This window comes from Micromonospora sp. RP3T (genome assembly GCF_003027925.1).
Lineage (GTDB): Bacteria > Actinomycetota > Actinomycetes > Mycobacteriales > Micromonosporaceae > Micromonospora.
Genome location: NZ_PYPS01000001.1, coordinates 378,867 through 404,211, shown reverse-complemented (window position 1 = coordinate 404,211; position 25,345 = coordinate 378,867). Strand labels below are relative to the sequence as shown.

Sequence of the window (25,345 nt, the reverse complement as noted above, 5' to 3'; positions counted from 1 at the left end):
CCGGCAGGACGCGGGGCGGGGTGGGGGCCGGGGCGGGTGCGGGGGCCGGCTCGCCCGGCAGGCCCAGGGCGGCCGCCGAGCCGAGGCGGCGGCGCAGCGTGTTCAACGCCCGGGAGGTCTGACTCTTGACCGTGCCCGGGGAGATCTCCAGCAGGGCGGCCGTCTGCGCCTCCGACATGTCCTCGTAGAAGCGGAGCACCAGCACGGCCCGCTGGCGGGCGGGCAACGCCTGGAGGTGCCGCCAGAGCGCGTCCCGGTCGAGCTGGTGTTCGATCTCGTCGACGCCGGCCCGCTCGGGCAGCACCTCGGTCGGTCGTTCCCCGTGCCAGCGGCGACGCCACCAACTGGTCGACGTGTTGACCAGGACCCGACGGGCGTACGGCTCGATGGCGTCGATCCCGCCGAGCCGCTTCCAGGCCAGGTAGGTCTTGGTCAGCGCGGTCTGGAGCAGGTCCTCGGCGGTCGCCCAGTCACCGGCCAGCAGATAGGCGGTACGCAGCAGGGCGCCGGATCGGGCCGCGACGAACTCGCGGAACTCCTCCTCCAGCGCATCCCTGCTCGCCACGCCCACCTCCGCGCCCCCGTCCTGCCTGGCAGGCTCCCACGACCGAGCGGGTCGGGTCGACGGCGAAAGGTGCGCAGTCCCTGAGATGTTCGGACGAAAAGTTTCAGGCGCCGTCGTCGGCCTTGGCCTCGTCGGCCTCCTTGCCCAACCGCGCCTCGACGGCCTGCGGCTCGTACATCTCCTCCACCACACGCAGGTAGAGCTCGTTCGGGTTGGGCAGGTTCTTGACCTCGCGGAGCGCCTGCTCCTGACCCGCCGACTCCAGCACGAACGTGCCGTAGTTGAGGGCCCGGCCGGTCGGGGTCTGTTCGTACTTCATGTCGGTGACCCGGACCAGCGGCATCATCGCGACCCGGCGGGTGATGATGCCGTTGACCACCATCACCCGCTTGTTGGTCAGGATGAAGCGGTCGTACCACCAGTCGGCGACCCGCCAGGCGACCCAGCCCATCACCGCGAACCAGAGCAGCACCGCGATGGTGGTCAGCGCGCCGACGTCCCGCCCGGCGAGGAAGCCGGAGAGGTAGCCGAGCACGAACGTGGCCGCGATGCCGACGATGATCGGTGTGCTGAGGTGGATCCAGTGCCGCTTCCACTCGCCCCGGTAACGCTCGGTGGGGAAGAGGTAGCGCGCGACCAGCGAGCTGGGCTCGTCCTCCAGGGGCAGCACCCGGCGCGGGGCCATGCCGGAGGCGTCGACCCGGAGACCGGCCAGCTCCTCCTCGGAGATCGGCTGCTCCGGATAGCCCTCCGGGTCACGCGCCCAGGCGCGACCGGAGCGACCCTCCCCGGCGAAACCCGGTCCGTCGCCGAACGCGGCATCCTCCGAGAGGGAGGGACCGGCCCCGTATCCGGGACCGGCGCCGTAGCCGGGACCGTCGTCCGGGTCGATCCGGGGGATCGGCTCGGTGTCGCGCTCCCGGCGTGCCCGGTCGGGATCGTCCGGGTCGAAGGGTGGACCGGAAGGGCTTCCCATGGCCGGCTAGGCGACCAGGTTGGTGAAGAAATCACCGAAGCCCTGCGCGATGTCCATGATGCCGCCACCGAGAGACTTGAACACGTCGGCTGCCGAGTTGGGTCGGTAGGCGACGAAGAAGATCAAGAATGCGATGCCGGCCCAGGTGAGGACCTTCTTGACCATAGCGGGCCATCCTCTCGCGCGGAGCCGGGTCCAAGTACCGCAGCGGCACCCAGAGTATCAGCATGGTGTCTTACCGTGAATATCTGCGTCCGTTCCCCGACTCGCCGGTGCCGGCCGGTCAGGCCTGCCCGTGCAGATACGGGGACGGTGCGCCGTACACGAGCTCGGGCGGTGTCCACTCGGTGAGGTCGCACAGAACGACTTCTTCCGCGAGGAGGTGACCCGCGCTCGCCGGCCAGGCTATCGCATGGAGCCACATTCCCCGAGCCTCTCCGGCGTACGCGCTTCGATCCGTTTCGGACCGGACGAGCCACAGTGGAGTCGGATGGCCGGCCACCCGGATCTTCGCGTGCGGCACACGCTTCGGGTGACCAGGGCCGGGATCGGTCAGCGCCTCCTCGACCTGGGGGCCGGGATCGGGGCCGGGCAGTCCCGCGAAGCGGGAACCCAGGCCCACACCGGGCTCCTCCGCGACGAAGATGAGGTCGGCCGGTCCACCGTCGAGCGGCGCCGGGCCGGCGCAGGCGACCGCCGTGGCCCGGATGCCGGCCCGCTCGTCGCCCGCCCAGGCCACGCCGGTCAGCGTCCAACCCGGTGGGAGCGGCCACGGACACCAGAGCGGCACGCCGGTCCGGTCGGGCGTGTCGCCGTCGGCGGCCACCCGCTCGACCACGCTCGCCATGATCTCGGCGCCGATGTGTTCCGGCACGTGCAGGGGCGGGACCGGGCCGCAGCGCAGGCATCGGTACTCGCCGTGCATCAGGTCCGGCTCGCGTACCGGGCCCGCACATCTCGGACAACTCACCGCGACAGTCACGCCTTCACCGTCCCGCCGACGCGGCGGGCCGTCAAGCGGGGCGGGCCGACGAACGTGGGATTTTCGCCCGGCGATACAACCGCGATCCGTCAGCCGGGCGGCGGCCCGGCGTACGACCGGACCCAGGCGTGCATGGCGATGCCGCTGGCCACCCCCGCGTTGATCGAGCGGGTCGAGCCGTACTGGGCGATCGAGAACAGCGCGTCGCAGGCCGTCCGGGCCACCGGTGACAGCCCCGGCCCCTCCTGGCCGAAGAGCAGCACGCAGCGGCGGGGCAGGACGGCGGTCTCCAGCGGCCGGGAGCCGGGCAGGTTGTCGATGCCGACCACCGGCAGCCGCTCCCCGGCCGCCCACGCGACGAACCCCTCGATCGTCGGGTGGTGCCGGACGTGCTGGTAGCGATCGGTCACCATGGCGCCCCGACGGTTCCACCGCCGGTGCCCGACGATGTGCACCTCGGCGGCGAGGAACGCGTTGGCGTTGCGGACCACGGTGCCGATGTTGAAGTCGTGCTGCCAGTTCTCGATCGCCACGTGGAAGTCGTGCCGCCGCCGGTCCAGGTCGGCCACCACGGCCTCGCGCCGCCAGTAGCGGTAGCGGTCCACCACGTTGCGCCGGTCGCCGGCGGCGAGCAGCTCCGGGTCGAGTCGCGGGTCGTCCGGCGGGTCACCGGTCCACGGCCCCACCCCCACGTCGAGCTGGTCGTCGGTCACGGTTGCCGAGCGTACGCATCCGGCGGCGCGCGCCGTCAGCGCAGGTCGAGCGCGCCGGCCAGCCGGTCCAGGAAACGCCGGTCGGCGGGGCTGGGCGACGTCCCGCCGGCCCGGCACACCCGGGCGGCCACCGACTCCACCCACTGCCGGTACGCGGCGGAGTCGGCCGGGTCGGCCCGGCGGCGCAGCACGCGCACCGCGGCCCGGGCGGCGGCGAGCAGGTCGACCAGGTCGGTGAGACGCTCGACCCGGACGGTGGCCCCGTCGTGACGCGCGTAGATGGCGGTGACCACCGCGCGGATCAGATCACTGTCGAAGGCGCGGCCGGCGGCCACCGCGTCCAGGCCGGCCAGCCCGGCGGCGATCCCCCGTGGCGGGCGGCCGGGACCGGGCGAGGCGGCGGCGACGAGGACCCGGCCGGGCAGGTCGGTCAGCAGGTCCCACTCCGCCGCGGAGTAGGCGGCGGTGGTGAGCGGTGCGGCGCGGCGACCGGCAGAGGGCGGCTCTCCGGCGACGGAGTGGCTCATGGGGACCTCCAGCCAGAGCATATGCCCCGGCGGCCGGTCCGGGTCCCGTCCCCGCAGAAGGGGGCCGGGACCCGGTCGGCGGGGTGCCCGGCTCAGCGCGGCTCGGGGAAGCTCGGGCGCTCCGGGTCGACGCCCTCCGGCACGGCGGCGGCCGCGTACTCCTGCTTCGGAACCATGACCTTGCGGCGGAAGACGCAGACCAGCGTGCCGTCCTGGTTGTAGCCGCGGGTCTCCACCGCGACCACGCCGCGGTCCGGCTTCGAGGCCGACTCGCGCTTGTCCAGCACCGTGGTCTCGCCGTAGATGGTGTCGCCGTGGAACGTCGGGGCGACGTGCCGCAGGGACTCGATCTCCAGGTTGGCGATCGCCTTGCCGCTCACGTCCGGCACGGACATGCCCAGCAGCAGCGAGTAGACGTAGTTGCCGACCACCACGTTGCGCTTGAACTGGGAGGCGGACTCGGCGTAGTGCGCGTCCAGGTGGAGCGGGTGGTGGTTCATGGTGAGCAGGCAGAAGAGGTGGTCGTCGTACTCGGTGACGGTCTTGCCCGGCCAGTGCCGGTAGACCGCGCCGACCTCGAACTCCTCGTAGTAGCGGCCGAACTGCATCCTGGTCCCTTCGACGGGCGGCGATGGAGTTCGGCACAGCATGCCTTACCGCTGGTTAAGGCAAGGGGCGGGGCGCTCGCGCGGCGGAAATGTCACACCGGGCGCCACCCGGGGGGAGACGCAATGAGCGGCGGGGCCCTCCCCGGCACCCGCCGCCCACGCTCTGATGTGAAAGATTCTGCCGTACGGGGCCAGGGTTCAACAGAGACCGGCGTCACATTTATCTTTTCGTAACAATACGTAGAGTCACCGCCTGCCTCCCCCCAAGCGATCTCCGCAGGCTGGATCACCGCTTGTCAACACGCAAATTATCGAATCTTGGCGGCGACGCAGCGTGATCTCCTTGGAAACGCTCCCATCACGTCCCGTCACGCAAATGCGTCCTGCATTTGCGATCCGCACGATCTTGCGAACAGATAAGGTTCGATGTGCTGGAGGTCACGTCCGGAGCGGTCGGCGTTTCGTCGCCCAGGTCACGGGAATTCTCACGGACCGACCCTGGTTCCACCGGACGTACGGCAATCCGCGGTGATCGGAGAGAGCGCATGGCAACGGTTGAGCTGACCACGGCCAACTTCGACGAGGTGACCAGCCGGGACGGCATCGTCCTGCTCGACTTCTGGGCGGAGTGGTGCGGTCCGTGCAAGCGCTTCGCCCCGGTGTACGAGCGCTCCTCGGAGAAGCACCCGGAGATCGTCTTCGGCAAGGTCGACACCGAGGCGCAGCAGGAGCTGGGGGCCAAGTTCAACATCAGCTCCATCCCGACCGTGATGGCGATCCGCGACGGCGTCATCGTGTTCGCCCAACCGGGCGCGCTGCCGGAGTCGGCGCTGGAGAACCTCATCGAGCAGGTCGAGCAGCTGGACATGGACGACGTCCGCAAGAAGCTGGCCGAGCACAAGCACTGAGCACGGCGCGTCTTCCGCCGCCGGCCGGGCCCGTTCGCGGGGCCGGCCGGCGGCGTTTCGCGTACCGGGGGGGGACCGGCGGGACGGGCAGTGGGAAATGGCCGACTGAGGGACAGTTCCGGACGGTTCACTCCCGTATCGTCACGACCTGATGGAGACCTTGACCGCGCGCGGGCGTGCCGTCCGGCTCGGCGTCACCCTGCTCGGGATGGCGCTGCTCCTGCTCGGCACCGTGCACGGCACGGACGACGACTTCCCGTTCGGGCCGTTCCGGATGTATTCCACCTCCGACCCGCCGGACGCGCCGGCCCCCGACACCCGGGTCGAGGGCGTCGACGAGAGTGGCGCCGTGGTCCCGCTCGGCCAGGACGCCACCGGCATCCGCCGCGCCGAGATCGAGGGCCAGCAGGCCCGGTACGCCGCCGATCCCAGCCTGCTGCGCACCGTCGCCGAGGCGTACGAGGAACGCCATCCCGGCGCGCCGGCGCTGGTGGAGGTGCGCATCGTGGTCCGCCTGCACGACATCCGGGGCGGACGCCCGACCGGTGAGTGGACCGACCGCACGGCCGTACGCTGGGACACCGCCGGATGACCGGCTGGCTGACCGAGGCGGTGCCGCGCGGCCGGGTCGCCGCGTTCCGCACGCTCGTCTACCTGTTCGTCGCCGCCGACCTGGTCGTCTTCACCCCCTGGGTCCGCACCCGCGTCGACGTGCCCGGCGACCTCTACCAGCCGCTGCTCGTCGGCCGGCTGCTCCCGTTGCCCACGCCCACCCCCGCCCTGGTCGGCGTGGTCTTCTGGGTGCTGCTGGTGGCCGCGCTGCTGGCCGCGACCGGCCGCGCGCCGCGGCTGCTCGGCTGGACGGTCTTCGCGCTCTACTTCGAGTGGATGATCGTGGCGATGAGCTACGGCAAGGTCGACCACGACCGGTTCGGGCTCCTGGTGGCGCTGGCCGTGCTGCCCACCGCCGGCCGGGCCCGGCACGGCGACCCGACCCGCACCGAGGCGGGCGGCTGGGCGCTGCGGGTCACCCAGATCGCGGTCATCTGCACCTACTTCCTGGCTGCCTGGGCGAAGTTCCGCTTCGGCGGCCTCGACTGGGCCACCGGCTCGGTGCTGGCCCGGGCGATCATCCGCCGCGGCACCGACCTCGCCGACCTGATCGCGCAGGTGCCGCACCTGCTGATCGTGGCCCAGTTCGGCATCCTGGCGTTCGAGCTGCTCAGCCCGCTGGTGTTCGTGCTGCCCGAGCGGTGGCGGACGGCCATGGTGGGCTTCTTCTACTCGTTCCACCTGGTGACCGTCGCGACCATCACCATCTCGTTCGCGCCGCACCTGGTGGCGATGACCGCGTTCCTGCCGCTGGAGAAGGTCCGCCCGCTGGCGTTCGCCCGCCGCCTGCGTCACCGCCCCACCCCTCCCCCACCGTCGTCCTCCCCACCGCCCGCCACGGTGATCAAGGAGTTCGCGTCTCCGCGGAGATCGACGCCGACGCAAACTCCTTGATCACGCCACGCTGCGACCGGGGGTGGGTGGGAGTGGGGGGGGTCAGGAGGTGGGGTCGGGGCGGCCGGCCGGGCCGTAGAGGCGCTCGCGGGCCTCCTGGGGCAGGGCGCACGCGGCGGTGCCGCCGGGCAGCCGGTGCCGGTTGCGGGCCACCCAGCGGTACGCGGACCAGGCCGCGGCGCGTACCGGCGGCAGCCGCAGCCCACCCCCGGCGACGCGCCAGAGCCGCCCGCTGTCGCCGAGCAGCCGCGCGATGGCGTCCGGCCCGGCGGCCCGGGAGCCGTCGGCGCCCACCCACTGCACCGCCTCCTCGCACTCGGCCTCCGTCAGGCCCAGCGCCGCCAGATCGGCGAACTGCCACGGGACCACCCGGGCCCCGGTGGGAATACGACGTTCGATGAACTGCGCGCAGCGGGTGCAGAACGCGCAGTCGCCGTCGTACACGAAGGTCGACGTCTCCATGCCTCCATCCTGCACCCGCGTCGGTCGCCACGGCGCGCGGTGTCCGGCGCGTCACTTGCGCTTGGTTCGTACACGTGTTCGAATGAACGCCATGCGCTGGGACAACCTCTCCGCTCCCCCGGACGAGGGGGCTCCTGACCGGGCAGCGCCGGCGGCTCCACCCCTGCCGCTGGCGCTGCCCCACGCGGTCGTCCGCACGTTCGACACGCCCGACTTCGCCGGCATGACGTTCTACGAGGTGCAGGCCAAGTCGATCATCAACCGGGTGCCCGGTCAGTCACGTGTGCCGTTCGAGTGGACGGTCAACCCCTACCGTGGCTGTTCCCACGCCTGCACCTACTGCCTGGCCGGCGACACGCCGGTCCTGATGGCGGACGGGCGCACCCGGCCGATCAGCGAGCTGACGCCCGGCGACCGGATCTACGGCACCCAGCGGCACGGCGCCTACCGGCACTACGTCGTCACCACCGTGCTCGACGCCTGGTCGACGGTGAAGCGGGCCTACCGGGTCACCCTGACCGACGGCACCACGCTGGTGGCCAGCGGCGACCACCGCTTCCTCACCGAACGCGGCTGGAAGCACGTCACCGGCGGCATGCGCGGCGGCGGGCGGCGCCCGCACCTGACCACCCGCAACCGCCTGCTGGGCACCGGTCGGTTCGCCGTTCCGCCGAAGCGTTCCACCGACTACCCCCGGGGTTACCTGCACGCGCTGGTCCGTGACGCCGACCGACGCCGGCTGCCACGGCACGAGGCGGAGGCCGACGGCCCGCGCCTCCGCTTCCGGCTGCGCACCGTCGAGGCCGAGGCGCTGGAGCGGGCCGAGCGGTTCCTCGCCGACGCCGGGGTCGACGTCGAGCGGACGACCGGGCGACCGGCCCGCCGGTTGACCACCATGCGCACGGTGGGGCCGGTCCGGGCCGAGGTCGTCGCCGCGCTGGTCCGGCCACCCGACGAGCCGACCGACGACTGGCGGCACGGCTTCCTGGCCGGCATGTTCGACGCCGCCGGCAGCTGTCGCCGGGGCGTGTTCCGGATCGGCGTCACCGACGAGGAGAGCCGGTGCCGCACGGTCGAGGCGCTCGACCGGCTCGACTTCCGGTGGGCGCTCGACGATGCCGGCAACCGCAACGGGGGCCTCCAGGTCCGGCTGACCGGCGGCCTGCCGGAGCGGCTGCGTTTCTTCCACCTGACCGACCCGGCGGTCACCGACCGCCGCTCGATCGAGGGCACGGCGCTCAAGTGCGCGGCGCGGCTCCAGGTGACATCCATCGAGGACCTGGGGCTGGAGCTGCCGCTGTGGGACATCACCACCGGCACCGGTGACTTCATCGCCAACGGGGTGGTCAGCCACAACTGCTTCGCCCGCAACACCCACACCTACCTCGACCTGGACGCCGGGGTCGACTTCGACCGCAAGGTGATCGTCAAGGTCAACGCCGGCGAGCTGGTCCGGCGCGAGCTGGCCGCCCCACGCTGGCGGGGCGCGCACGTCGCCATGGGCAGCAACGTGGACTGCTACCAGCGGGCCGAGGGGCGCTACCGCCTGATGCCGCCGATCCTGGCGGCGCTGCGCGACTTCGCCAACCCGTTCTCGATCCTGACCAAGGGCACCCTGCTGCTGCGCGACCTGCCCCTGTTGCGCCAGGCCGCCGAGGTGACCCGGGTCGGGCTGTCCTACTCGGTGGGTTTCGTGGACGAGACGCTCTGGCGCCTGGCCGAGCCGGGCACGCCGAGCCCGCGCCGCCGGTTGGACGCGGTCCGCCGGCTCTCCGACGCCGGCTTCCCGGTCGGCGTGCTGATGGCCCCGATCCTGCCCGGCCTCAGCGACGGCGAGGAGTCGATCGACGCCACCGTCGCGGCGATCGCCGCCGCCGGGGCCGTCGACGTGACGCCGCTGCCGCTGCACCTGCGCCCCGGCGCCCGGGAGTGGTATGCACGCTGGCTGGCCCGCGAGTTCCCCCATCTGGTGCCCCGCTACCGCCAGCTCTACCAGGCCGGGGCGTACGCGCCGCAGGCGTACCAGCGGGAGGTGACCGCGCGGGTCCGGATGGCGGCCCGCCGGCACGGGCTGCACCGCGGTGAGGTCGGCGACAACCGCCGGCTGCCCGACACCGCGCCACCCGCACCGGCCGCCGAACAGCTCGCCCTGCTGTGACCGGGCCGGCGGGTTAGTCTCGGTGAATGCGGTCCGCCCAGCAGCTCCTCGCCGACTCCGCCGTGATCGCCGTCGTCGGGGCCTCCCGTGATCCGGGCAAGGCCGCGCACCGGGTGCCGTTGGAGATGCAGCGGCACGGGTGGCGGATCATCCCGGTGAACCCGACCGTCGACGAGTTGTTCGGCGAGAAGGCGTACCCGACGCTTGCCGACATCCCGCACCCGGTCGATCTGGTGGACGTGTTCCGCCCGGCGCGGGACGCGGTCGAGGTGGTCCGACAGGCGGTGGCGATCGGTGCGCCGGCGGTCTGGTTGCAGCTCGGGATCGTCTCCGCCGAGGCGCGCCGGATCGCCGAGGCGGCCGGCATCGACTACGTCGAGGACAGGTGCCTCATCGTGGAGCGGGCCGCGGCCGGCCTGACCCGGCGCGGCTGACCGTTTCGGCCGGCGGCTCGCGGCCGAAGATCAGGTCGAGCTGGGCGTCCAGCGCGACAAGCGCGGTCTCCGGCGAATAGTGGCCGCCGAGCACGTGGATGCCGAGCCCTTCCAGCACGGCGAGCAGGCCGACGGCGGCCGGTTCCGGGTCCACCCGACCGGCCGTGGCCAGCGGTGACCGGGCGATCTGGTCCGCGACGAACGCCCGCAACGCTGCCGTGTCGGCGTGCAGCGCGGCGGCCACGGCGGGCCGGACGGCGGTGTAGGCGAGGAAGGCCAGGGCCACCCGGCCGTCCGCCCGCCGTTCCTCGTCCAGCGGCAGCAGCTCGGTCAGCATGGCCCGGAGCAGCGCCCGGGGTGGCGGCGTCGCGCCGAGCGCCTCGACCGCCCGGCGGATCCGGGTCTCGTTGCGCTCGCTCACCACGGCGAGCGCGAAGACCATCATCTCGTCCCGGGTACGGAAGTAGTGCTGCACCATCCCGGCGCTGACCTGGGCGGCGGCGGCCACGTGGCGCAGGCTGACCGCCTCCAGCCCCTGCTCGGCCGCGACCCGCATCAAGGCGTCCGCGATCAGCGCCCGGCGCTCCCGGTGGTCCACCCGCTTCGGCATTCCCCCATGCTTTCACAATACAACCGCATTGACACGTTGACCGGGGCCCCTTTACCTTGCAACTGTATTGCAAAAATAAGGAGGGCGACGATGAGTCTGATCCGACGCGTAGTGGCGTACGAGTGGGGCATGTGGCGCAGCCTGGCCCGGTGGGTGCTGCGCCGCCCCTACCCGGTGGCGCCCGGCGCGACGACGTTCGCCTACGTGGGCGGCGTCCAGACGATCCTGGTCGCCTTCATCGTCATGTCCGCGATCGAGATTCCGATCCTGGACGTGATCCTGCGGCACACCGTCGACTCGCCGACGATCCGGCACGCCGCCGTCGGGCTCGGCGTGTGGGGTCTGCTGTGGATGTTCGGGTTGATGGCCAGCCTCCGGATCCACCCGCACCTGGTCGACGGCGACGGTCTGCGGGTGCGCAACGGCGTCTCGCTCGACGTCACGATCCCGTGGTCCGCCGTCGCCGACGTCGCGGTCCGCCGCCGGTCACTGCCGTCCAGCCGCGCGGTCCGCTACGACGAGGACGACCCGACGGTGCTCAACCTCGGCGTCGGCAGCCAGACGTCGATCGACCTGGTGCTGCGGGAACCGCTGTCGGTGCCGCTGCCGAGCGGGCCGAGCACCCCGGTCCGGGAGATCCGGATGTACGCGGACGACCCGGCCGCGCTCGTCGAGCACGCCCGCCGACACCTCGCCGCCGACCCCGTCACGCGCCGGCCGAAGCGTTAGAAGGGGCCCCTTCTCTACCGTATGCGTTAAGAAGGGGCCCCTCCTTACAGCTTGTACTGCTGGAGCAGGCCGCGGGAGATGATGGTCTTCTGGATCTCCGAGGTGCCCTCGCCGATCAGCAGGAACGGGGCCTCCCGCATCAGGCGCTCGATCTCGTACTCCTTGGAGTAGCCGTAGCCGCCGTGGATCCGGAACGCCTCCTGGACCACCTCGGCGCAGTACTCCGAGGCGAGCAGCTTGGCCATGCCGGCCTCGACGTCGTTGCGCTGGCCGGCGTCCTTGAGCCGGGCCGCGTTGACCATGAGCGCGTGCGCGGCCTCGATCTTGGTGCCCATCTCGGCGAGCTTGAACGCGATCGCCTGGTGTCGGGCGAGCGGCTGGCCGAACGTCTTGCGCTGCTGGGCGTACGCGACGGCCAGCTCGAACGCGCGGATCGAGATGCCGCAGGCGCGGGCCGCCACGTTGACCCGGCCGACCTCGATGCCGTCCATCATCTGGTAGAAGCCGCGACCGACCCGCTCCTCGCCGCCGAGCACGGCGGAGGCGGGGACGGCGACGCCGTCGAGCACCATCTCGGTGGTCTCGACGCCCTTGTAGCCCATCTTGTCGATCTTGCCGGGGATGGTCAGGCCGGGCGCGGTCTCGCCGAAGCCGGGCTCCTTCTCCAGCAGGAACGTGCTCATGTTGCCGTAGACCGAGTCGGCCCCGGTGTCGGTCTTGACCAGGGTGGCCACCACCGAGGAGTACGCGCCGTTGGTCAGCCACATCTTCTGGCCGTTGAGCACGAAGGTGTCGCCGTCGCGGACCGCCTTCGACTTGATCGCCGAGACGTCCGAGCCGCACTCCGGCTCCGACATGGAGAACGCGCCGCGCACCTCGCCGGTGGCCATCTTCGGCAGCAGGCGGGCCTTCTGGTCGGCGGAGCCGTGCTGCGAGATCAGGTACGCCACGATGAAGTGCGTGTTGACGATGCCGGAGATCGACATCCAGCCCCGGGACAGTTCCTCGACCACCAGCGCGTAGGTCAGCAGCGACTCGCCGAGACCGCCGTACTCCTCGTCGATGGTGAGGCCGAACAGCCCCATCTCGCGCATCCCGTCGAGGATGTCGGTCGGGTACTCGTCGGCGTGCTCCAACCGCTGGGCGTGCGGAATGATCTCCTTGTCGGCGAACTCCCGGACCGTTTCCAGGATCGACCGCTGCACATCGGTCAGGCCGGGCGTCTGGGCGAGTCGGGCCATCTCAGCCTCCGGGGTCGGCGCATTACTCATGGGTAACTGAACGCTCGATCAGTATCGGCCCCGCAACCGGCCGCGCCAAGGTGACCAGTCCACACAACCGCTGTGAAAAGGTTCACCGCTCCGGGTAGCGTCCGCAAGAGAAAGGGCGGTTGACCTGGGGATCCGAGGGGGCCGGCGTGACCGACGAGCAGCCACCGTCGCCGTACGAGCCGCCGGACCGCGGCCAGCCGCACGGGCCGCAACCGCCGTACGGGCACCAGCCGCAGTGGGGGCAGCAGCCGCCGTACGCCCCGCAGCCGCCCTACGGCCAGTACGGCCCGCCCGGCGAGGGCCCGCGCCCGCGCGGCGGACCCAACGTGCTCGCCATCCTGTCGCTGGTCTTCGCGTTCGTCTTCGCGCCCGCCGGCATCGTCTGCGGCCACCTGGCCAAACGGCAGATCCGGCAGACCGGCGAGGAGGGCGACCAGCTCGCCACCTGGGGGCTGATCCTCAGCTACGTCTTCACCGCGCTCGGCCTGCTGGTCTGCTGCGGCTGGATCGGGCTGGCGATCTGGGCCAACGCCGACAACAACGGCTACTGACGCGTCAGCGGAACTGCGCCTCCCGGACGCTGTTGCCGCCGTCGACCACCAGCATCTGGCCGGTGATGTACGACGCGGCCGGTGAGCAGAGGAACGCGATCGCGGCGGCCACCTCGTCCGGCAGGCCGGGCCGGCCCACCGGCGTGCCGAGCCCCTGCTTGATCTCGGCCATGGTGGACGCGGCGGTGTGGATGATGCCCGGCGCCACGGCGTTCACGGTCACCCCGTCGGCGATCATCTCCATCGCCAGCGCCCGGGTCAGCCCCACCACGCCCGCCTTGGCCGCCGCGTAGGCCGCCTCGGTGGGCAGCGCGTTGACCGGACCGGCGGTGGCGGCCAGGTTGACGATCCGCCCCCAGCCGCGTTCGGACATCCCGTTGATGAACGCGCGGCTGCACAGGAACGCGGTGGTCAGGTTGCGGTCGATCTCGCCGCGCCACTCGTCGTAGGTCAACTGGGCCACCGGTCGCAGCACCTCCGGGCTGGCCCGGCTGGCCAGGCCCGCGTTGTTGACCAGCACCTCGACGTCGCCGAGCTGCTCGGCCACCGCGTCGGCGAGCGCGCCCACCTCCGACTCGTCGGTGAGGTCGGCGACGAAACCGGTGACGCCCAGCTCCTCGGCGCGGTCGTGGATCCGCCGGGTGGTCGACACGATCGCCACCCGGGCGCCCAGGTCGGCCAGCCGGCGCGCGGTCGCGTACCCGATGCCGTCCGCGCTGCCCGCGCCGGTCACCAGCGCGACCCGGCCGTCCAGCCGCATGGTGGCCGGCTCCGGGAGGGGCGCGGCCCGTTCCTGGTCGGCGGCGCCCGCCGGCTCCCCGGCGCGCGGGCGGCGCACCGACCCCGGCCGGCTCGTGTCCCGTCGCGACCGACCCCCACGCGCGTCAAGTGCCATGTCGAGGATCCTGCCCGCTGTGGACCTTCCGGGCAATGCGGCACCCGGAAGGGGGTACTGCGGGTTTTCCGGTGGTGGCTACCCTGACCCGGACCACGTACCTGGAGATGATCAGATGAGCTATCCCCCGCCGGTCGACCCCTACGCGCCCGAGGATCCGTACGCGGTCGGGAAGTCGCCCTACGCGCCCCCGCCCGGCGACCCGTACGCGACGCCCGGCTACCCACCGGCCGGCTACCCGCCGCCGGGCGCGTACCCGCCGCCCGTGTACCCCGGTTACGCGCCGCCGGCGAGCCGGACGAACACGCTTGCCATCGTGGCGCTGGTGCTCTCGCTGGTCGGCTTCACGTCCTGCATCACCGCGCCGATCGGCGCGATCATGGGGCACGTGGCCCGCCGGCAGATCCGGGAGACCGGCGAGCAGGGCGAGGGCATGGCGAAGGCGGCCATCATCGTCGGCTGGATCCTCACCGCCCTGCTGGTCGCCGGCATCATCTTCTACATCGTGATGATCGCGATCGCCATCAACTCGGACAGCTCCAGCAGCTACTGACCCGACCGGGCCGCCCCGCGCGGGGCGGCCCGGCGCGCGGTCACGCCGAGGGCGGGGTGAACGAGGAGGTACGCGTCATCCCGGCGGCCCGGCCCTTGGCCGAGATCACCAACGCCATCTTGCGGGACGCCTCGTCGATCATCTCGTCGCCGAGCATCACCGCGCCCAGCTTCCCGCCCGCCTCGGACGTGTAGTGGTCGTACGCGTCGAGGATCAGCTCGGCGTGGTCGTAGTCGGCCTGCGCCGGCGAGTAGACCTCGTTCGCGGCGTCGATCTGGCCCGGGTGCAGCACCCACTTGCCGTCGAAGCCCAGCGCCGCCGAGCGCTTCGCCACCTCGCGGAACGCGTCGACGTCGCGGATCTGGAGGAACGGGCCGTCGATGGCCTGCTTGTCGTGCATCCGGGCGGCCATCAGGATGCGCATCAGGATGTAGTGGTAGGGATCGCCCGGGTAGTCCGGGATCAGCGCGCCGACCACCAGCGACTTCATGTTGATCGAGGCCATGAAGTCGGCCGGGCCGAAGATGATCGTCTCGACCCGGGGCGAGGCGGCGGCGATGGCGTCCACGTTGACCAGCCCGGCGGCGTTCTCGATCTGCGCCTCGATGCCGATCCGGCCGACCTCCAGGCCGAGCGTCTTCTCGATCTGCGTGAGCAGCAGGTCCAGCCAGTGCACCTGCGCGGCGTTCTGCGCCTTCGGCAGCATGATGCAGTCCAGGTTCGCGCCCGCGCCCTCGACCACCTCGATGACGTCCCGGTAGGTCCACGGCGTGGTCAGATCGTTCACCCGGACCACGCGGGTCTTGCCGGCCCAGTCCCCCTCGTTCAGCGCGGCCACGATGTTCTTGCGCGCGTCCGGCTTGGCCAGCGGGGCGACCGCGTCCTCCAGGTCCAGGAAGACCTGGTCGGCGGGGAGGCCCTGGGCCTTGCCGAGCATCTTGACGCTGGAACCGGGAACCGCCAGGCAGGACCGGCGGGGGCGACCGACAGCGGTCATGGATGCGCTCCTATCAGCGTCCGGCGGCAGCACGCGACGCGGCGGTGGAAGTCGGAACTTAACGATCCCAAAGGACGGGGCTACGTCACGGTAACCTCGTGCCGTGACCGGGGTGAATGGACCTGTGGAAGATCTCACTGAGCGTCGGATCGTGGTGCTGACCGGCGCGAGTTCGGGCATCGGGCTGGCCGCCGCCGTCGAGCTGGCCCGCCGCGGCGACCAGGTGGTGCTGGTCGGCCGGGACCCGGCCCGGCTGCGCGCCGCCGGCGAGCGGGTGCGCGAGTCCAGCGGCGAGCAGCCGGAGCTGTTCCGCTCCGACTTCGCCGTGCTCGACGACGTACGCGGGCTCGCCGAGCGGCTGCGCGCGAACTACGACCGGATCGACGTGCTGGCCAACAACGCCGGCGCGATCGTGCTCGAACCGGTCACCACTGTCGACGGCTTCGAGCTGAGCATGCAGGCCAACCACCTCGCCCCGTTCCTGCTCAGCAACCTGCTGGCCGACCGGGTGCGCCGGATGGTGGTGACCGCCTCCAACGCGCACCGCAGCGGCGTGCTCGACCCGGACGACCTCAACGCCGCGCTGCGCCACTACCGGCCGTTCCGGGCGTACGGCACCAGCAAGCAGGCGAACATCCTGTTCACCGCCGAGGCGGCGCGGCGCTGGCCACGGGTGCGGTCGTACGCGTTCCACCCCGGCGTGGTGAGCACCCGGTTCGGCAACGAGAGCCGGGTGGTGGCGCTCGGCATGCGGCTGCTGCCGTTCCGCACCCCGGAGAAGGGCGCGGAGACGCTGGTCTGGCTCGCCGGCCAGGACCCGTCCCGGCTGATCGACGGCGGCTACTACGCCGACCGCAGGCCGCACCGGCCGCGCCAATGGGCGGCCGACCCGGCGCTGGCGGCCCGGCTCTGGACGGCCAGCGCCGAGGCCGTCGGTCTCGCCGGCTGAGGGACACCGCGCCGATCGGCCGGGACGCTGCGGGACACCGCGCCGGTCGGCCGGCTGGGACACTCGACGCCATGACGACGGGGAACGAGGTCCTGCTGGTCGCGTTGGTCGACCTGAGCGCCGACGCCGACGCCGGCCGGCGCTACGAGGACGCGGTGCTGGCGCTGCTCGACCGGCACGGCGGACGGCTGGAGCGACGGCTGCGTACCGAGGACGGGGAGACCGAGGTGCACGTGATCCGGTTCGCCGCCCGCGACGGGCTCGACGCGTTCCTGGTCGACCCGGAGCGCGCCGCGCTCCGCGCGGAGCTCGGCGACGCCGCCCCCACCACCCGCGTGCTGGAGGTCCACGACGTCTGAGGCGTCACTGCGACACGTGCACCGGGACGCTCGTCACCACCACGCCGGGCAGCGCCCGCAGCGCGGCGCGCAGCCGCTGCTCGGCGCGGCTGTGCAGCAACCGGTGCCGACGCCGGCGCAGCACCACCTCCGGCACGATCACGGTGAGCGTCAGCTCCGGGCCGGCGGCGTGCAGCGCCTCCAGGTAGTGCGCCAGCGGCCCGATCACCGACCGGTACGGCGACACGATCGTCTCCAGCCGCAGGTGGTCGCCCCAGGCCCGCCACTGGTCCCGGAACCGGTCCGCCTCGGCCTCCTCCGGCGCGATGTGCACGGCCAGCGTCGGCCGGCCCAGCGAGGCCGCGTACGCCAGCGCGCGCAGCGAGGCCCGGTTCAGCCGGGCCACCGGCACGATCACCAGGTGGCGTACCTGCTGGGGAAGCTCCTCGCCCTCGGCGGAGCCGGCCGGGCCGGGCGGCGCCCCGGGCGGCGGCGGGTGCAGCGCCAGCGCCCGGTGCAGCGTGGCGTAGTGCCGGTGGATCCGACGGAACAGCAGCACCAGCAGCGGCACCGCGACCACCACCACCCAGGCGCCCTCGGTGAACTTGGCGACCGCGGCGGTCAGCAGCACCAGCCCGGAGAGCGTCGCGCCGACCGCGTTGACCGCGAGCGGCCGGCGCCAGCCCCGCCCGCGCCGGCGTCGCCAGTGCACCACCATCCCGGTCTGCGACAGCGTGAACGCGAGGAAGACGCCGACCGCGTAGAGCGGGATCAGCGTCTGGGTGTGCCCACCGAAGGCCACGAAGACGGTCGCCGCGGCGAGCGCGAGCGCGACCAGCCCGTTGCTGAACGCCAGCCGGTCACCCATGTGCAGGAAGCGGCGCGGCGCGTGCCCGTCCCGGGCCATGAAGAACAGCAGCCGGGGGAAGTCGTTGAACGCGGTGTTCGCGGCCAGCAGCAGGATCAACGCGGTGGTGGCTTGGAGGATCGCGTACCCGGGGCCGGTGGGGAACGTGACGCGGCCGAGCTGGGACAGCAGCGTCTCGTCCGCCCGGGGCACCAGGCCGTCCAGGTGGATCAGCCCGACCAGTCCGGCGAAGAGCGTGACCAGCATGGCAACCATCCAGCCCAGCGTGGTGCGGGCGTTGCGCCACTCGGTCGGGCGGAACGCCGGCACCGCGTTGGAGACCGCCTCGATGCCGGTCATCGACACCGCGCCGGAGGAGAACGCGCGCAGCACCAGCAGCAGCCCCAGCCCTTCCGCGGCCGGCACCGCCGGTGGCGGCACCGGCGCGAAACCCCGCGCCGCGGCCTTCGCGTAGCCGACCGCCAGCACCGCGAGGACCACCACCACGAACGCGTACGTGGGCAGCACGAAGATGTTGCCGGCGGTGCGAACGCCACGCAGGTTGCCGGCGAGCAGCACGGCGATCACCAGCACCCCGAGCGGCACGGTCCACCTGGTGAACCCGGGCAGCGCCGAGGTGACCGCGTGCACGCCGGCGGCCACCGACACCGACACGGTCAGCACGTAGTCGAGCATCAGCCCGGCCGCGGCGGCCAGTCCCGCCGTACGCCCCAGGTTGTCTGAGGCCACGAGGTACGACCCGGCGCCGTGCGGATAGGCCGGAATGGTCTGCCGGTAGGAGAGCCCGACCGCGACCATCAGCACCGCCAGCAGCGCGGCCAGCGGCAACGCCAGCCCGAGCGCGGCACCGCCGGCCAGCACCAGCACGGCGAGCATCGCCTCCGGCCCGTACGCGACGGAGCTGAGCAGGTCCGAGGAGAGCACCGGCAGCGCGACCAGCTTGCGCATCCGCTCGTAGAGCACGGAGCTGCTGGCCAGCGGCGGGCCGATCAGGGTCCGGCGAACCCGGGCCACCACCCGGCCGGCCCGGTTGCCGGGCAGGTACGCCGGCCCGGTGGCGACCAGTTCGTCCGGTTGCGCCACGGTGAACAGGTCGATCGGGGCCAACCGCCCGAACCGGGTGGGTCGGGGCGGCTGCCCGCGCCGGCCGAGCGTCGGGTCGACGGGCAGGTCGCCGGCATCCCGGGGACCGTGCCAGCGGGTGCCGAGCCGGCCGAGCGCGGCCCGCTCCTCGGCGCCGAGCGGCGGGAACTCGGCCGACGGCGTGACCACGGTCCCCGGCTCCGCCGCGTCGTCCCGCTCTGCCTCCACTCCCGCACTGTCGTGCACCGCGGCCCTTCCGGTGGCCGGTTCGGCGACAGTTCGGCCCGGGGAGACACCTCCGATCGGCCCGGGGAGACGTCTCCGGCATCCCGGATCGCCGGAACGCGCATGATCGGAGCCGTGCACACCGCTGGACACCGCCCGCCGCTCGACACGCTGACCGTCGGCGCGCTCGCGCTGGCCGTCGCCGCCGTCTCGTCGTCCGCGCCGCTGGTGGCGTTCGCCGCCGCGCCGGCCCTGGCCGTCGCGTTCTGGCGCAACATGTTGTCGGTGGCGGTGCTCGGTCCGGTCGCGGTGACCCGTCGACGGGCCGAACTCCGGGCGCTCCTGGTCGGGCCGGGCCGTCGGGAAGGGCTGTACTGCGTACTCTCCGGGGTGGCGCTGGCCGCCCACTTCGCCACCTGGATGCCGAGCGCGAAGCTCACCTCGGTCGCGGCGGCGACCGCGTTGGGCGCGACGCAGCCGGTGTGGCAGGGGCTGATCGCCCGCTGGCAGGGGCGTCGGCTGCCGGCGGCGGTCTGGGCCGGCATCGCGGTGGCGGTGCTCGGTGCCGCGCTCGCCACCGGCGCCGACGTCGCCGTCTCCGGCCGGGCGTTCGCCGGCGATCTGCTGGCCGTGGCCGGTGGCATGTTCGCGGCCGTCTACACCGCCCTCGGCGAGCGCGCCCGGGCCAGCGTCAGCACCACCGGCTACACCACCGTCTGCTACGGCGTGTGCGCGCTGATCCTGCTGGTGGTCTGCCTGGTCGGCGGCGTACGCCTGCACGGCTACGACGGCGGGACGTGGCTGGCCATCCTCGGCCTGGTGGCCGGCGCCCAACTCCTCGGGCACTCGATGTTCAACTACGCGCTGCACCGGGTCTCCGCCACCACGGTCAGCGTGCTGATCCTGCTGGAGGCGCCCGGCGCGGCGCTGATCGGCTGGGTCTGGCTGGGGCAGCTACCCCGGCCGCTGGCCCTGCCGGGGCTTGCGCTGCTGCTGGTGGGCGTCGCCGTGGTCGTGCTCGGCGGCGCGCGGGCCGGTCGACGCGCCGCACCGGTCCCGGTGCCGGTCGACCCCCCGCCGCTGCGGGACTGACCGCCGGCCCCCACGGCCCCGTGGCGGGTCAACGGCGGGCGGGTGAGCGGCGGCGATCAGCGGCGGCGATCAGCGGCGGCGGACGCGGTGCAGGCGGAACGGCTTGCGGACGGCCCGGACCACGGACGCCGGGCGCGGCTGTTCGGTCAACGGGCCGTCCGGCAGGTCGGCGCCGCTCAGCGCCGTGCCGGCCGGCGTGAGCCGGTTGAGCGCGCAGCCCTCGGCCGCCCACCGGGCCACCAGCTCGGTGGCCGAGCCGGACGCGTTGAGCCGCTTCGCCGCCACCAGCGGCGCGACGGTGTCCCACTCCTCGGTGCCCGGCCGGAGCCGATCCACCCGCGCCGGCCAGCTCACGATCCGCCCACCGTGGTCGCCACGCAACGTCACCTCGGCCGCGTCGGTGTCAGCCAGCCCGGGTGCCGCCTGCTCGCCGGGGCCGGTCACCACCAGCAACGCGCCGTCCAGCGGCAGGCACCACAGCGCGTACGCCGGGCCGTCGCCGACGCCGACCCAACAGACGGCTGCCTTCTTCACCGCCTCGTCCACCAACGGCGGGGTCACCCGTTCGTCCACCTCGTCGCTCACCCGCCCATCCTCCCGCACTTCCACCGCCGGAGGGGTTCCTCGGAGCGGGCGGGCTCGCGCGGGTGACCTCACCCACGGCGCTACCAACTTGATGGCGTCGACGGGTCACCGCTACCCGGTCGCCAGCAGCCGATGCCGGTTCACGGGACCGGTGAACCGTTCACGCCATCAAGTTCGTAGGCGCGGCGGGCTGCTCCCTCCTGCGCGCCGACAACGCCGGCGCCCCCGCACATGGCCCGCCGCCGAGACGGCTCAACCGTCAACGGGCCGCTCAGCCGACGAAGGGCGGGACGGTGATCTCGCCGCGAGCCACCGGCACCACCTGACCGGAGACGGTCGCGCCGACGGCCGTCCCGCCGGCCGCGGTCACGGTGCAGGCCAACGACGAGGGCCGGTGGATCTCGATGCCCTGGCGCACCGCGTACGGCGTCCGACCCTCGCCCGGCAGCAGGCCGCTGGCGACCAGCCAGACGCCCAGCCCGAGCGCGGCCGAACCGGTGGCCGGGTCCTCCGGGACGCCGATCCCGGGCACGAAGACCCGGGCGTGCGCGGTTTGCGACTCCGGGTCCCAGGAGAAGAGGCTGACGTGCTCGACGCCGTACCGCTCCGCCGCCGCCGTGTTCAGCCGCGCCCGGGCCACCGCGTCGGGGCGTACCGGGAGGTAGGGGAACTCCAGGCCGCACCCGGCGACGCGCGGCGGCGGGCCGGCGTGGTCGGCCGCGGTGAGCCCGACGATCTCCAACAGCGGCTCCGGGTCGAGTTCCGGGCCGAGCGTCGGGGTGCCCCCGGTCAGCGTCGCGCCGGTGGGGTTCACCTCGATCGGCAGCACGCCGGCGCCGCATTCCTGGGTGACCCGGCCCACCTCGAAGAGGCCGCGCCGGCCGGCGGTCACCGCGGCGCCCACGCTGGGGTGCCCGGCGAACGGCAGCTCGTCGGTGGGGGTGAAGATGCGGGCCCGGTAGGTGGCGCCGGCCTGGGTGGGCGCCAGCACGAAGACCGTCTCGGACAGGTTGAACTCCAGCGCGAGCGCCTGCATCTGCTCGGTGGCCAGCGCTTCCGCGCCGAACACCACGGCCAGCGGGTTGCCGGCGAACGGGCGGTCGGTGAAGACGTCCACGATCTCGTAGGCCAAGGTCGACATGCTGTTAGAGAGTAGGCCCTTAGGCTGGTGCCCGTGAGCACGCCGAACCGGGTCTACATCGCTCGACTCGCCGGAGTCGCCGTCTTCGACCCGAACGGCGACCAGGTCGGCCGCGTCCGCGACGCGGTCGCCCGGATGCGTCCGACCCAACGGCCGCCGGAGGTGGTGGGGCTGGTCGCCGAGATGCCCATGCGGCGACGCATCTTCCTCTCCATCAACCGGATCACCTCGATCGACCCGGACGCCGTGGTGCTCGGCAGCGGCACGCTCAACCTGCGCCGGTTCGAGAAACGACCGAACGAGCTGCTGGTGCTCCAGGAACTGCTCGACCGGCGGGTCCAGCTCGAGAGCGGGCAGGCCGGCTCGGTGGTGGACGTGGCCATGGAGCACAGCCGGGGCGGCGAGTGGGCGCTGACCCGGGTCGCCGTCCGCGAGCAGACCGGCCGGCTCACCCGCCGCGGCCACCTGCACCAGGTCGAGTGGGACCGGGTCCGCGGCCTCGGCGTCGTGGGCGACAACCGGGGTACGGCCAACCTGCTCGCCGTGCTGGAGGACATGCGCCCGGCCGACCTGGCCAACGCGCTCCAGGACCTGCCCGACGCCCGGCGCAACGAGGTGGCCGCCGCGCTCGACGACGAGCGCCTCGCCGACGTGCTCAGCGAGCTGCCCGAGCGCGACCAGGTGGAGATCCTGGCCGCTCTGGACCGGGAACGGGCCGCCGACGTGCTCGAGGAGATGGACCCGGACGACGCCGCCGACCTGCTCAACGAACTGCCCCCGCCGGAGCAGGACGTGCTGCTCGACCTGATGGAGCCGAACGAGGCCGACCCGGTGCGCCAGCTGCTGCGCTACGCCTCGGGCACCGCCGGCAGCGTGATGACCTCCGAGCCGGTGATCCTGCCGCCGGACGCCACCGTCGCCGAGGCCCTGGCCCGGATCCGGGAGGTGCAGCTCTCGCCCGCCGTGGCCGCGCAGGTCTTCGTGACCCGCGCACCGTTGACCACGCCGACCGGGCGTTACCTGGGTATGGTGCACTTCCAGCGGTTGCTCCGCGAGCCTCCGGCCGACCTGCTCGGCGGCATCGTGGTCAACGACATCGACCCGCTCCGGACGTCCACCCCGCTGACCGAGATCACCCGCCGGATGGCCACCTACGACATGGTGGGCATGCCGGTGGTGGACCGGAGCAACCGGCTGGTCGGCGCCGTCACGGTGGACGACGTGCTGGACCATTCCCTGCCGCGCGACTGGCGGGACCGGGACGCGGCACCGACCCCGTCCGCCACCGACGACGGGAACGTGGACGATGAGTGAGCAGCGACGCGGGGAGCGGCTCGACCAGCCGCGCGCCCCCCGGGGCCTGCACCTGCCCCGGATCGACGCGGATTCCTTCGGCCGTTGGGCCGAGGGCATCGCCCGGGGCATGGGCACGGCCAACTTCCTGGTCTACATGACGCTGATCCTGGCCGCCTGGTTCCTGTGGAACACGCTCGCCCCGGCGCACCTGCGGTTCGACCCGTACACGTTCACGTTCCTGACGCTGGTGCTTTCCCTCCAGGCCTCGTACGCCGCCCCGCTGATCCTGCTCGCGCAGAACCGGCAGGCGGACCGGGACCGGGTCTCACTGGACGAGGACCGACGGCGGGCCACCATGCAGAAGGCCGACACGGAGTACCTGGCCCGGGAGATCGCCGCGCTGCGGATCGCGATGGGGGACGTGGCGACCCGGGACTTCCTCCGCTCCGAGCTGACCCGGCTGGCCGAGGAGCTGGACGAGGCGGCGGAGCGGCGGCGCAAGCTGGAACGGCGGCAGCACGAGCGGGGACAGCAGGATCGAGGACAGCACGACCGAGGGGCGCGGCGACCGACCGGCGGCGGCCCGCTCGACGAGCCCCGCGACGAGCTCGACGGTGACCACGCCCACGACGCCCGCCACCAGAGCCCGACGTAGCATTACCGGCATGTCAGCACCCGTCAGCACCGTCTCCGACGCGATCCAGGCCGCGCTGGCCACCGTCAACGACCCGGAGATCCGCCGGCCGATCACCGAACTCGGCATGGTCCGCTCCGCGGAGCGGGACGACGACGGCGTGGTGCGGGTGGAGCTGCTGCTCACCGTGGCCGGCTGCCCGCTGAAGGACAAGCTGCGCAACGACATCACCGCAGCGGTCGGGGCGGTGCCCGGGGTGAGCCGCGTCGAGATCATCTTCGGGGTGATGAGCCCGGAGCAGCGCCAGGAGTTGCAGTCGAAGCTGCGCGGCGGTGGCACCGCCGAGCCGGTGATCCCGTTCGCCCAGCCCGGCTCACGGACCCGCGTCTACGCGGTGGCCAGCGGCAAGGGCGGCGTCGGCAAGTCCAGCGTCACGGTCAACCTGGCTGCCGCGTTGGCCGCTCGCGGGCTGTCGGTCGGCGTGGTGGACGCCGACATCTACGGCCACTCGGTGCCCCGCATGCTCGGCGCCGACGGCGCGCCGACCCGGGTCGAAGACATGATCATGCCGCCGCAGTCGCACGGCGTGAAGGTCATCTCGATCGGCATGTTCACCCCCGGCAACGCGGCGGTGGTCTGGCGCGGCCCGATGCTGCACCGCGCGCTCCAGCAGTTCCTCGCCGACGTCTACTGGGGTGACCTGGACGTCCTCCTGCTCGACCTGCCGCCGGGCACCGGCGACATCGCGATCTCGGTGGCCCAGCTGCTGCCGAACGCGGAGATCCTGGTGGTCACCACGCCGCAGGCAGCCGCCGCCGAGGTGGCCGAGCGGGCCGGCGCCATCGCGTTGCAGACCCACCAGCGGGTGGTCGGTGTGATCGAGAACATGTCCTGGCTCGAACTGCCGGACGGTTCCCGGATGGAGGTCTTCGGCGCCGGCGGCGGCGCGGCGGTGGCCGAGTCGCTGACCCGGACCATCGGCGCGCAGGTGCCGGTGCTGGGGCAGATCCCGATGGACACCCGGGTCCGCGAGGGCGGCGACGCCGGCCAGCCGATCGTGCTGACCCAGCCGGACGCGCCGGCCGCGAAGGCCATGTTCGAGGTGGCCGACCGGCTCGCCGTCCGCCGCGAGTCCCTGCTCGGCAAGCCGCTCGGCCTCAAGCCCGCCGGCCGCTGACCCACTTCCCCTGGCCCCTCCCCCGATACCTGGGGGACGGGGTCAGGTGGCGTCGTCGTAGGACGGGCGCGGGGTCGGGGTGGCGGCGGTGGGGGTCGCCACCGCCGGGCGGGGGGTGGGGGTGCGCAGGTCCGCCGCCTTGGCCACGTCCTTCAGCTCGTCGTGCACGCCGGTGACGTCCGAGCGCAGGTTGTCGTACATGCTCTGCAGCGGCTTCCGGATCGCCTGCTCGTCGTCCTCGCTGAGCAGGTGCTTGCGGATGAACGCCTTCGGGTGCAGGTCCTCCAGTTGGATGTCGGTCCCCAGCTCGCGGCTCAGGTCTCCGGTCGCGTTCCGCGCCATGTTCCGCAGGTTGCGCACCATCCGCAGGCCGTCGTTGATCACGTTGGGCAGCCGGTCCCCGAAGATCAACAGTGCCAGGAGCAGCAGGGCGCCGATCTCCCACCAGTTCAGGTTCTCGAACACTCCGGCCTCCTCGTCCGTGTCAGGGCAAGACTACGCACGGAAGGCGG

At 72.8% G+C, this 25,345-nt stretch carries 30 protein-coding genes; 14 read left to right on the top strand and 16 right to left on the bottom strand.

Annotated elements, in window-relative coordinates:
* The 7 genes from C8054_RS01975 to C8054_RS01950 all read right to left on the bottom strand — a co-directional run.
* On the bottom strand, nucleotides 1–565 hold a 565-nt coding region (locus C8054_RS01975), incomplete at its 3' end, for a SigE family RNA polymerase sigma factor (protein ID WP_107154953.1).
* Between the two features lie 103 nt (nucleotides 566–668).
* On the bottom strand, nucleotides 669–1,541 hold the full coding sequence (locus tag C8054_RS01970) for a PH domain-containing protein (RefSeq protein ID WP_107154917.1): 873 nt from the start codon (nucleotides 1,539–1,541) through the stop codon (nucleotides 669–671).
* A 6-nt stretch (nucleotides 1,542–1,547) separates the two neighbouring features.
* Nucleotides 1,548–1,706, bottom strand: coding sequence for a hypothetical protein (locus C8054_RS32195; protein WP_013283898.1), 159 nt, complete (start codon nucleotides 1,704–1,706; stop codon nucleotides 1,548–1,550).
* 118 nt (nucleotides 1,707–1,824) lie between these two features.
* Entirely contained in the window at nucleotides 1,825–2,523 is a 699-nt protein-coding gene (locus tag C8054_RS01965) for a DUF6758 family protein (RefSeq protein ID WP_306766801.1), read from the bottom strand.
* An 89-nt stretch (nucleotides 2,524–2,612) separates the two neighbouring features.
* Nucleotides 2,613–3,236, bottom strand: a complete 624-nt coding sequence (locus C8054_RS01960) for an RNA methyltransferase (RefSeq protein WP_107154915.1) — start codon at nucleotides 3,234–3,236, stop codon at nucleotides 2,613–2,615.
* A 35-nt stretch (nucleotides 3,237–3,271) separates the two neighbouring features.
* A complete protein-coding gene (locus C8054_RS01955) occupies nucleotides 3,272–3,763 on the bottom strand; it encodes a hypothetical protein (RefSeq protein ID WP_107154952.1) in 492 nt (163 codons plus the stop codon).
* Nucleotides 3,764–3,855: 92 nt separating this feature from the next.
* Entirely contained in the window at nucleotides 3,856–4,371 is a 516-nt protein-coding gene (locus C8054_RS01950; RefSeq protein WP_107154914.1) for a MaoC family dehydratase, read from the bottom strand.
* A 545-nt stretch (nucleotides 4,372–4,916) separates the two neighbouring features.
* On the opposite strand from C8054_RS01950, the gene trxA reads away from it, so the two are divergent.
* The 3 genes from trxA (at nucleotide 4,917) to C8054_RS01935 (ending at nucleotide 6,785) form a co-directional block, all read left to right on the top strand.
* Nucleotides 4,917–5,279 carry a thioredoxin gene (gene trxA, locus C8054_RS01945; protein WP_107154913.1) on the top strand — a complete coding sequence of 121 codons (363 nt, stop codon included), beginning with the start codon at nucleotides 4,917–4,919 and terminating at the stop codon, nucleotides 5,277–5,279.
* 151 nt (nucleotides 5,280–5,430) lie between these two features.
* Nucleotides 5,431–5,871 (top strand): hypothetical protein, encoded by a 441-nt coding sequence (locus tag C8054_RS01940; protein WP_107154912.1) that lies wholly within the window; start codon nucleotides 5,431–5,433, stop codon nucleotides 5,869–5,871.
* Nucleotides 5,868–6,785 carry an HTTM domain-containing protein gene (locus C8054_RS01935; RefSeq protein ID WP_233219426.1) on the top strand — a complete coding sequence of 306 codons (918 nt, stop codon included), beginning with the start codon at nucleotides 5,868–5,870 and terminating at the stop codon, nucleotides 6,783–6,785. The genes C8054_RS01940 and C8054_RS01935 overlap by 4 nt, the downstream gene beginning before the upstream one ends.
* Nucleotides 6,786–6,827: 42 nt before the next feature.
* On the opposite strand, the gene C8054_RS01930 is transcribed toward C8054_RS01935, so the two are convergent.
* On the bottom strand, nucleotides 6,828–7,247 hold the full coding sequence (locus C8054_RS01930) for a thiol-disulfide oxidoreductase DCC family protein (RefSeq protein WP_107154911.1): 420 nt from the start codon (nucleotides 7,245–7,247) through the stop codon (nucleotides 6,828–6,830).
* Here C8054_RS01930 and C8054_RS01925 point away from each other — a divergent pair.
* Nucleotides 7,183–9,405, top strand: coding sequence for an intein-containing Rv2578c family radical SAM protein (locus C8054_RS01925; RefSeq protein WP_306766800.1), 2,223 nt, complete (start codon nucleotides 7,183–7,185; stop codon nucleotides 9,403–9,405). The genes C8054_RS01930 and C8054_RS01925 overlap by 65 nt on opposite strands.
* Nucleotides 9,406–9,431: 26 nt before the next feature.
* Nucleotides 9,432–9,839: a CoA-binding protein gene (locus C8054_RS01920; protein WP_107154910.1), complete on the top strand. Its 408-nt coding sequence runs from the start codon at nucleotides 9,432–9,434 to the stop codon at nucleotides 9,837–9,839.
* Here C8054_RS01920 and C8054_RS01915 read toward each other — a convergent pair.
* Complete coding sequence (locus C8054_RS01915; protein ID WP_107154909.1) at nucleotides 9,796–10,449, bottom strand: TetR/AcrR family transcriptional regulator; 654 nt, start codon at nucleotides 10,447–10,449, stop codon at nucleotides 9,796–9,798. The two genes, C8054_RS01920 and C8054_RS01915, sit on opposite strands and share 44 nt — an antisense overlap.
* A gap of 90 nt (nucleotides 10,450–10,539) precedes the next feature.
* On the opposite strand from C8054_RS01915, the gene C8054_RS01910 reads away from it, so the two are divergent.
* A complete protein-coding gene (locus tag C8054_RS01910; protein ID WP_233219425.1) occupies nucleotides 10,540–11,178 on the top strand; it encodes a PH domain-containing protein in 639 nt (212 codons plus the stop codon).
* Between the two features lie 44 nt (nucleotides 11,179–11,222).
* Here the strand turns inward: C8054_RS01910 and C8054_RS01905 are convergent, their stop codons facing one another.
* On the bottom strand, nucleotides 11,223–12,419 hold the full coding sequence (locus C8054_RS01905; protein WP_107154908.1) for an acyl-CoA dehydrogenase family protein: 1,197 nt from the start codon (nucleotides 12,417–12,419) through the stop codon (nucleotides 11,223–11,225).
* Nucleotides 12,420–12,595: 176 nt separating this feature from the next.
* Between C8054_RS01905 and C8054_RS01900 the strand changes: the two genes are divergently transcribed.
* Nucleotides 12,596–13,000 carry a DUF4190 domain-containing protein gene (locus tag C8054_RS01900; protein WP_107154907.1) on the top strand — a complete coding sequence of 135 codons (405 nt, stop codon included), beginning with the start codon at nucleotides 12,596–12,598 and terminating at the stop codon, nucleotides 12,998–13,000.
* A 4-nt stretch (nucleotides 13,001–13,004) separates the two neighbouring features.
* Here C8054_RS01900 and C8054_RS01895 read toward each other — a convergent pair whose 3' ends face one another.
* On the bottom strand, nucleotides 13,005–13,895 hold the full coding sequence (locus tag C8054_RS01895; RefSeq protein ID WP_107154906.1) for an SDR family NAD(P)-dependent oxidoreductase: 891 nt from the start codon (nucleotides 13,893–13,895) through the stop codon (nucleotides 13,005–13,007).
* A 115-nt stretch (nucleotides 13,896–14,010) separates the two neighbouring features.
* Between C8054_RS01895 and C8054_RS01890 the strand changes: the two genes are divergently transcribed.
* Nucleotides 14,011–14,448, top strand: coding sequence for a DUF4190 domain-containing protein (locus C8054_RS01890; protein ID WP_107154905.1), 438 nt, complete (start codon nucleotides 14,011–14,013; stop codon nucleotides 14,446–14,448).
* Nucleotides 14,449–14,488: 40 nt separating this feature from the next.
* Here C8054_RS01890 and C8054_RS01885 read toward each other — a convergent pair whose 3' ends face one another.
* Nucleotides 14,489–15,445, bottom strand: coding sequence for a CoA ester lyase (locus C8054_RS01885; protein WP_107154904.1), 957 nt, complete (start codon nucleotides 15,443–15,445; stop codon nucleotides 14,489–14,491).
* A 124-nt stretch (nucleotides 15,446–15,569) separates the two neighbouring features.
* On the opposite strand from C8054_RS01885, the gene C8054_RS01880 reads away from it, so the two are divergent.
* Together C8054_RS01880 and C8054_RS01875 are read left to right on the top strand one after the other, a co-directional pair.
* Nucleotides 15,570–16,394: an SDR family NAD(P)-dependent oxidoreductase gene (locus tag C8054_RS01880; protein WP_199199462.1), complete on the top strand. Its 825-nt coding sequence runs from the start codon at nucleotides 15,570–15,572 to the stop codon at nucleotides 16,392–16,394.
* 71 nt (nucleotides 16,395–16,465) lie between these two features.
* Complete coding sequence (locus tag C8054_RS01875) at nucleotides 16,466–16,753, top strand: hypothetical protein (protein WP_107154902.1); 288 nt, start codon at nucleotides 16,466–16,468, stop codon at nucleotides 16,751–16,753.
* Nucleotides 16,754–16,757: 4 nt separating this feature from the next.
* Here the strand turns inward: C8054_RS01875 and C8054_RS01870 are convergent, their stop codons facing one another.
* Nucleotides 16,758–18,911, bottom strand: coding sequence for an APC family permease (locus tag C8054_RS01870; protein WP_107154901.1), 2,154 nt, complete (start codon nucleotides 18,909–18,911; stop codon nucleotides 16,758–16,760).
* Between the two features lie 132 nt (nucleotides 18,912–19,043).
* Here C8054_RS01870 and C8054_RS01865 point away from each other — a divergent pair, with 132 nt between their 5' ends.
* Nucleotides 19,044–20,000: a DMT family transporter gene (locus C8054_RS01865; protein WP_107154949.1), complete on the top strand. Its 957-nt coding sequence runs from the start codon at nucleotides 19,044–19,046 to the stop codon at nucleotides 19,998–20,000.
* Nucleotides 20,001–20,069: 69 nt separating this feature from the next.
* Here the strand turns inward: C8054_RS01865 and C8054_RS01860 are convergent, their stop codons facing one another.
* On the bottom strand, nucleotides 20,070–20,603 hold the full coding sequence (locus C8054_RS01860; RefSeq protein WP_199199481.1) for a hypothetical protein: 534 nt from the start codon (nucleotides 20,601–20,603) through the stop codon (nucleotides 20,070–20,072).
* Nucleotides 20,604–20,856: 253 nt separating this feature from the next.
* On the bottom strand, nucleotides 20,857–21,726 hold the full coding sequence (locus C8054_RS01855) for a PhzF family phenazine biosynthesis protein (protein WP_107154899.1): 870 nt from the start codon (nucleotides 21,724–21,726) through the stop codon (nucleotides 20,857–20,859).
* 33 nt (nucleotides 21,727–21,759) lie between these two features.
* Between C8054_RS01855 and C8054_RS01850 the strand changes: the two genes are divergently transcribed.
* From C8054_RS01850 to C8054_RS01840, 3 genes are read left to right on the top strand one after another with little or no spacing between them, the layout of a single operon-like run.
* Nucleotides 21,760–23,040, top strand: coding sequence for a CBS domain-containing protein (locus C8054_RS01850; RefSeq protein ID WP_107154948.1), 1,281 nt, complete (start codon nucleotides 21,760–21,762; stop codon nucleotides 23,038–23,040).
* Entirely contained in the window at nucleotides 23,033–23,677 is a 645-nt protein-coding gene (locus tag C8054_RS01845) for a DUF1003 domain-containing protein (RefSeq protein ID WP_107154898.1), read from the top strand. The genes C8054_RS01850 and C8054_RS01845 overlap by 8 nt, the downstream gene beginning before the upstream one ends.
* Before the next feature lie 10 nt (nucleotides 23,678–23,687).
* On the top strand, nucleotides 23,688–24,833 hold the full coding sequence (locus tag C8054_RS01840; RefSeq protein WP_107154897.1) for a P-loop NTPase: 1,146 nt from the start codon (nucleotides 23,688–23,690) through the stop codon (nucleotides 24,831–24,833).
* Between the two features lie 42 nt (nucleotides 24,834–24,875).
* Here C8054_RS01840 and C8054_RS01835 read toward each other — a convergent pair whose 3' ends face one another.
* Entirely contained in the window at nucleotides 24,876–25,298 is a 423-nt protein-coding gene (locus C8054_RS01835) for a preprotein translocase subunit TatB (protein WP_107154896.1), read from the bottom strand.
* Nucleotides 25,299–25,345: the final 47 nt, after the last annotated feature.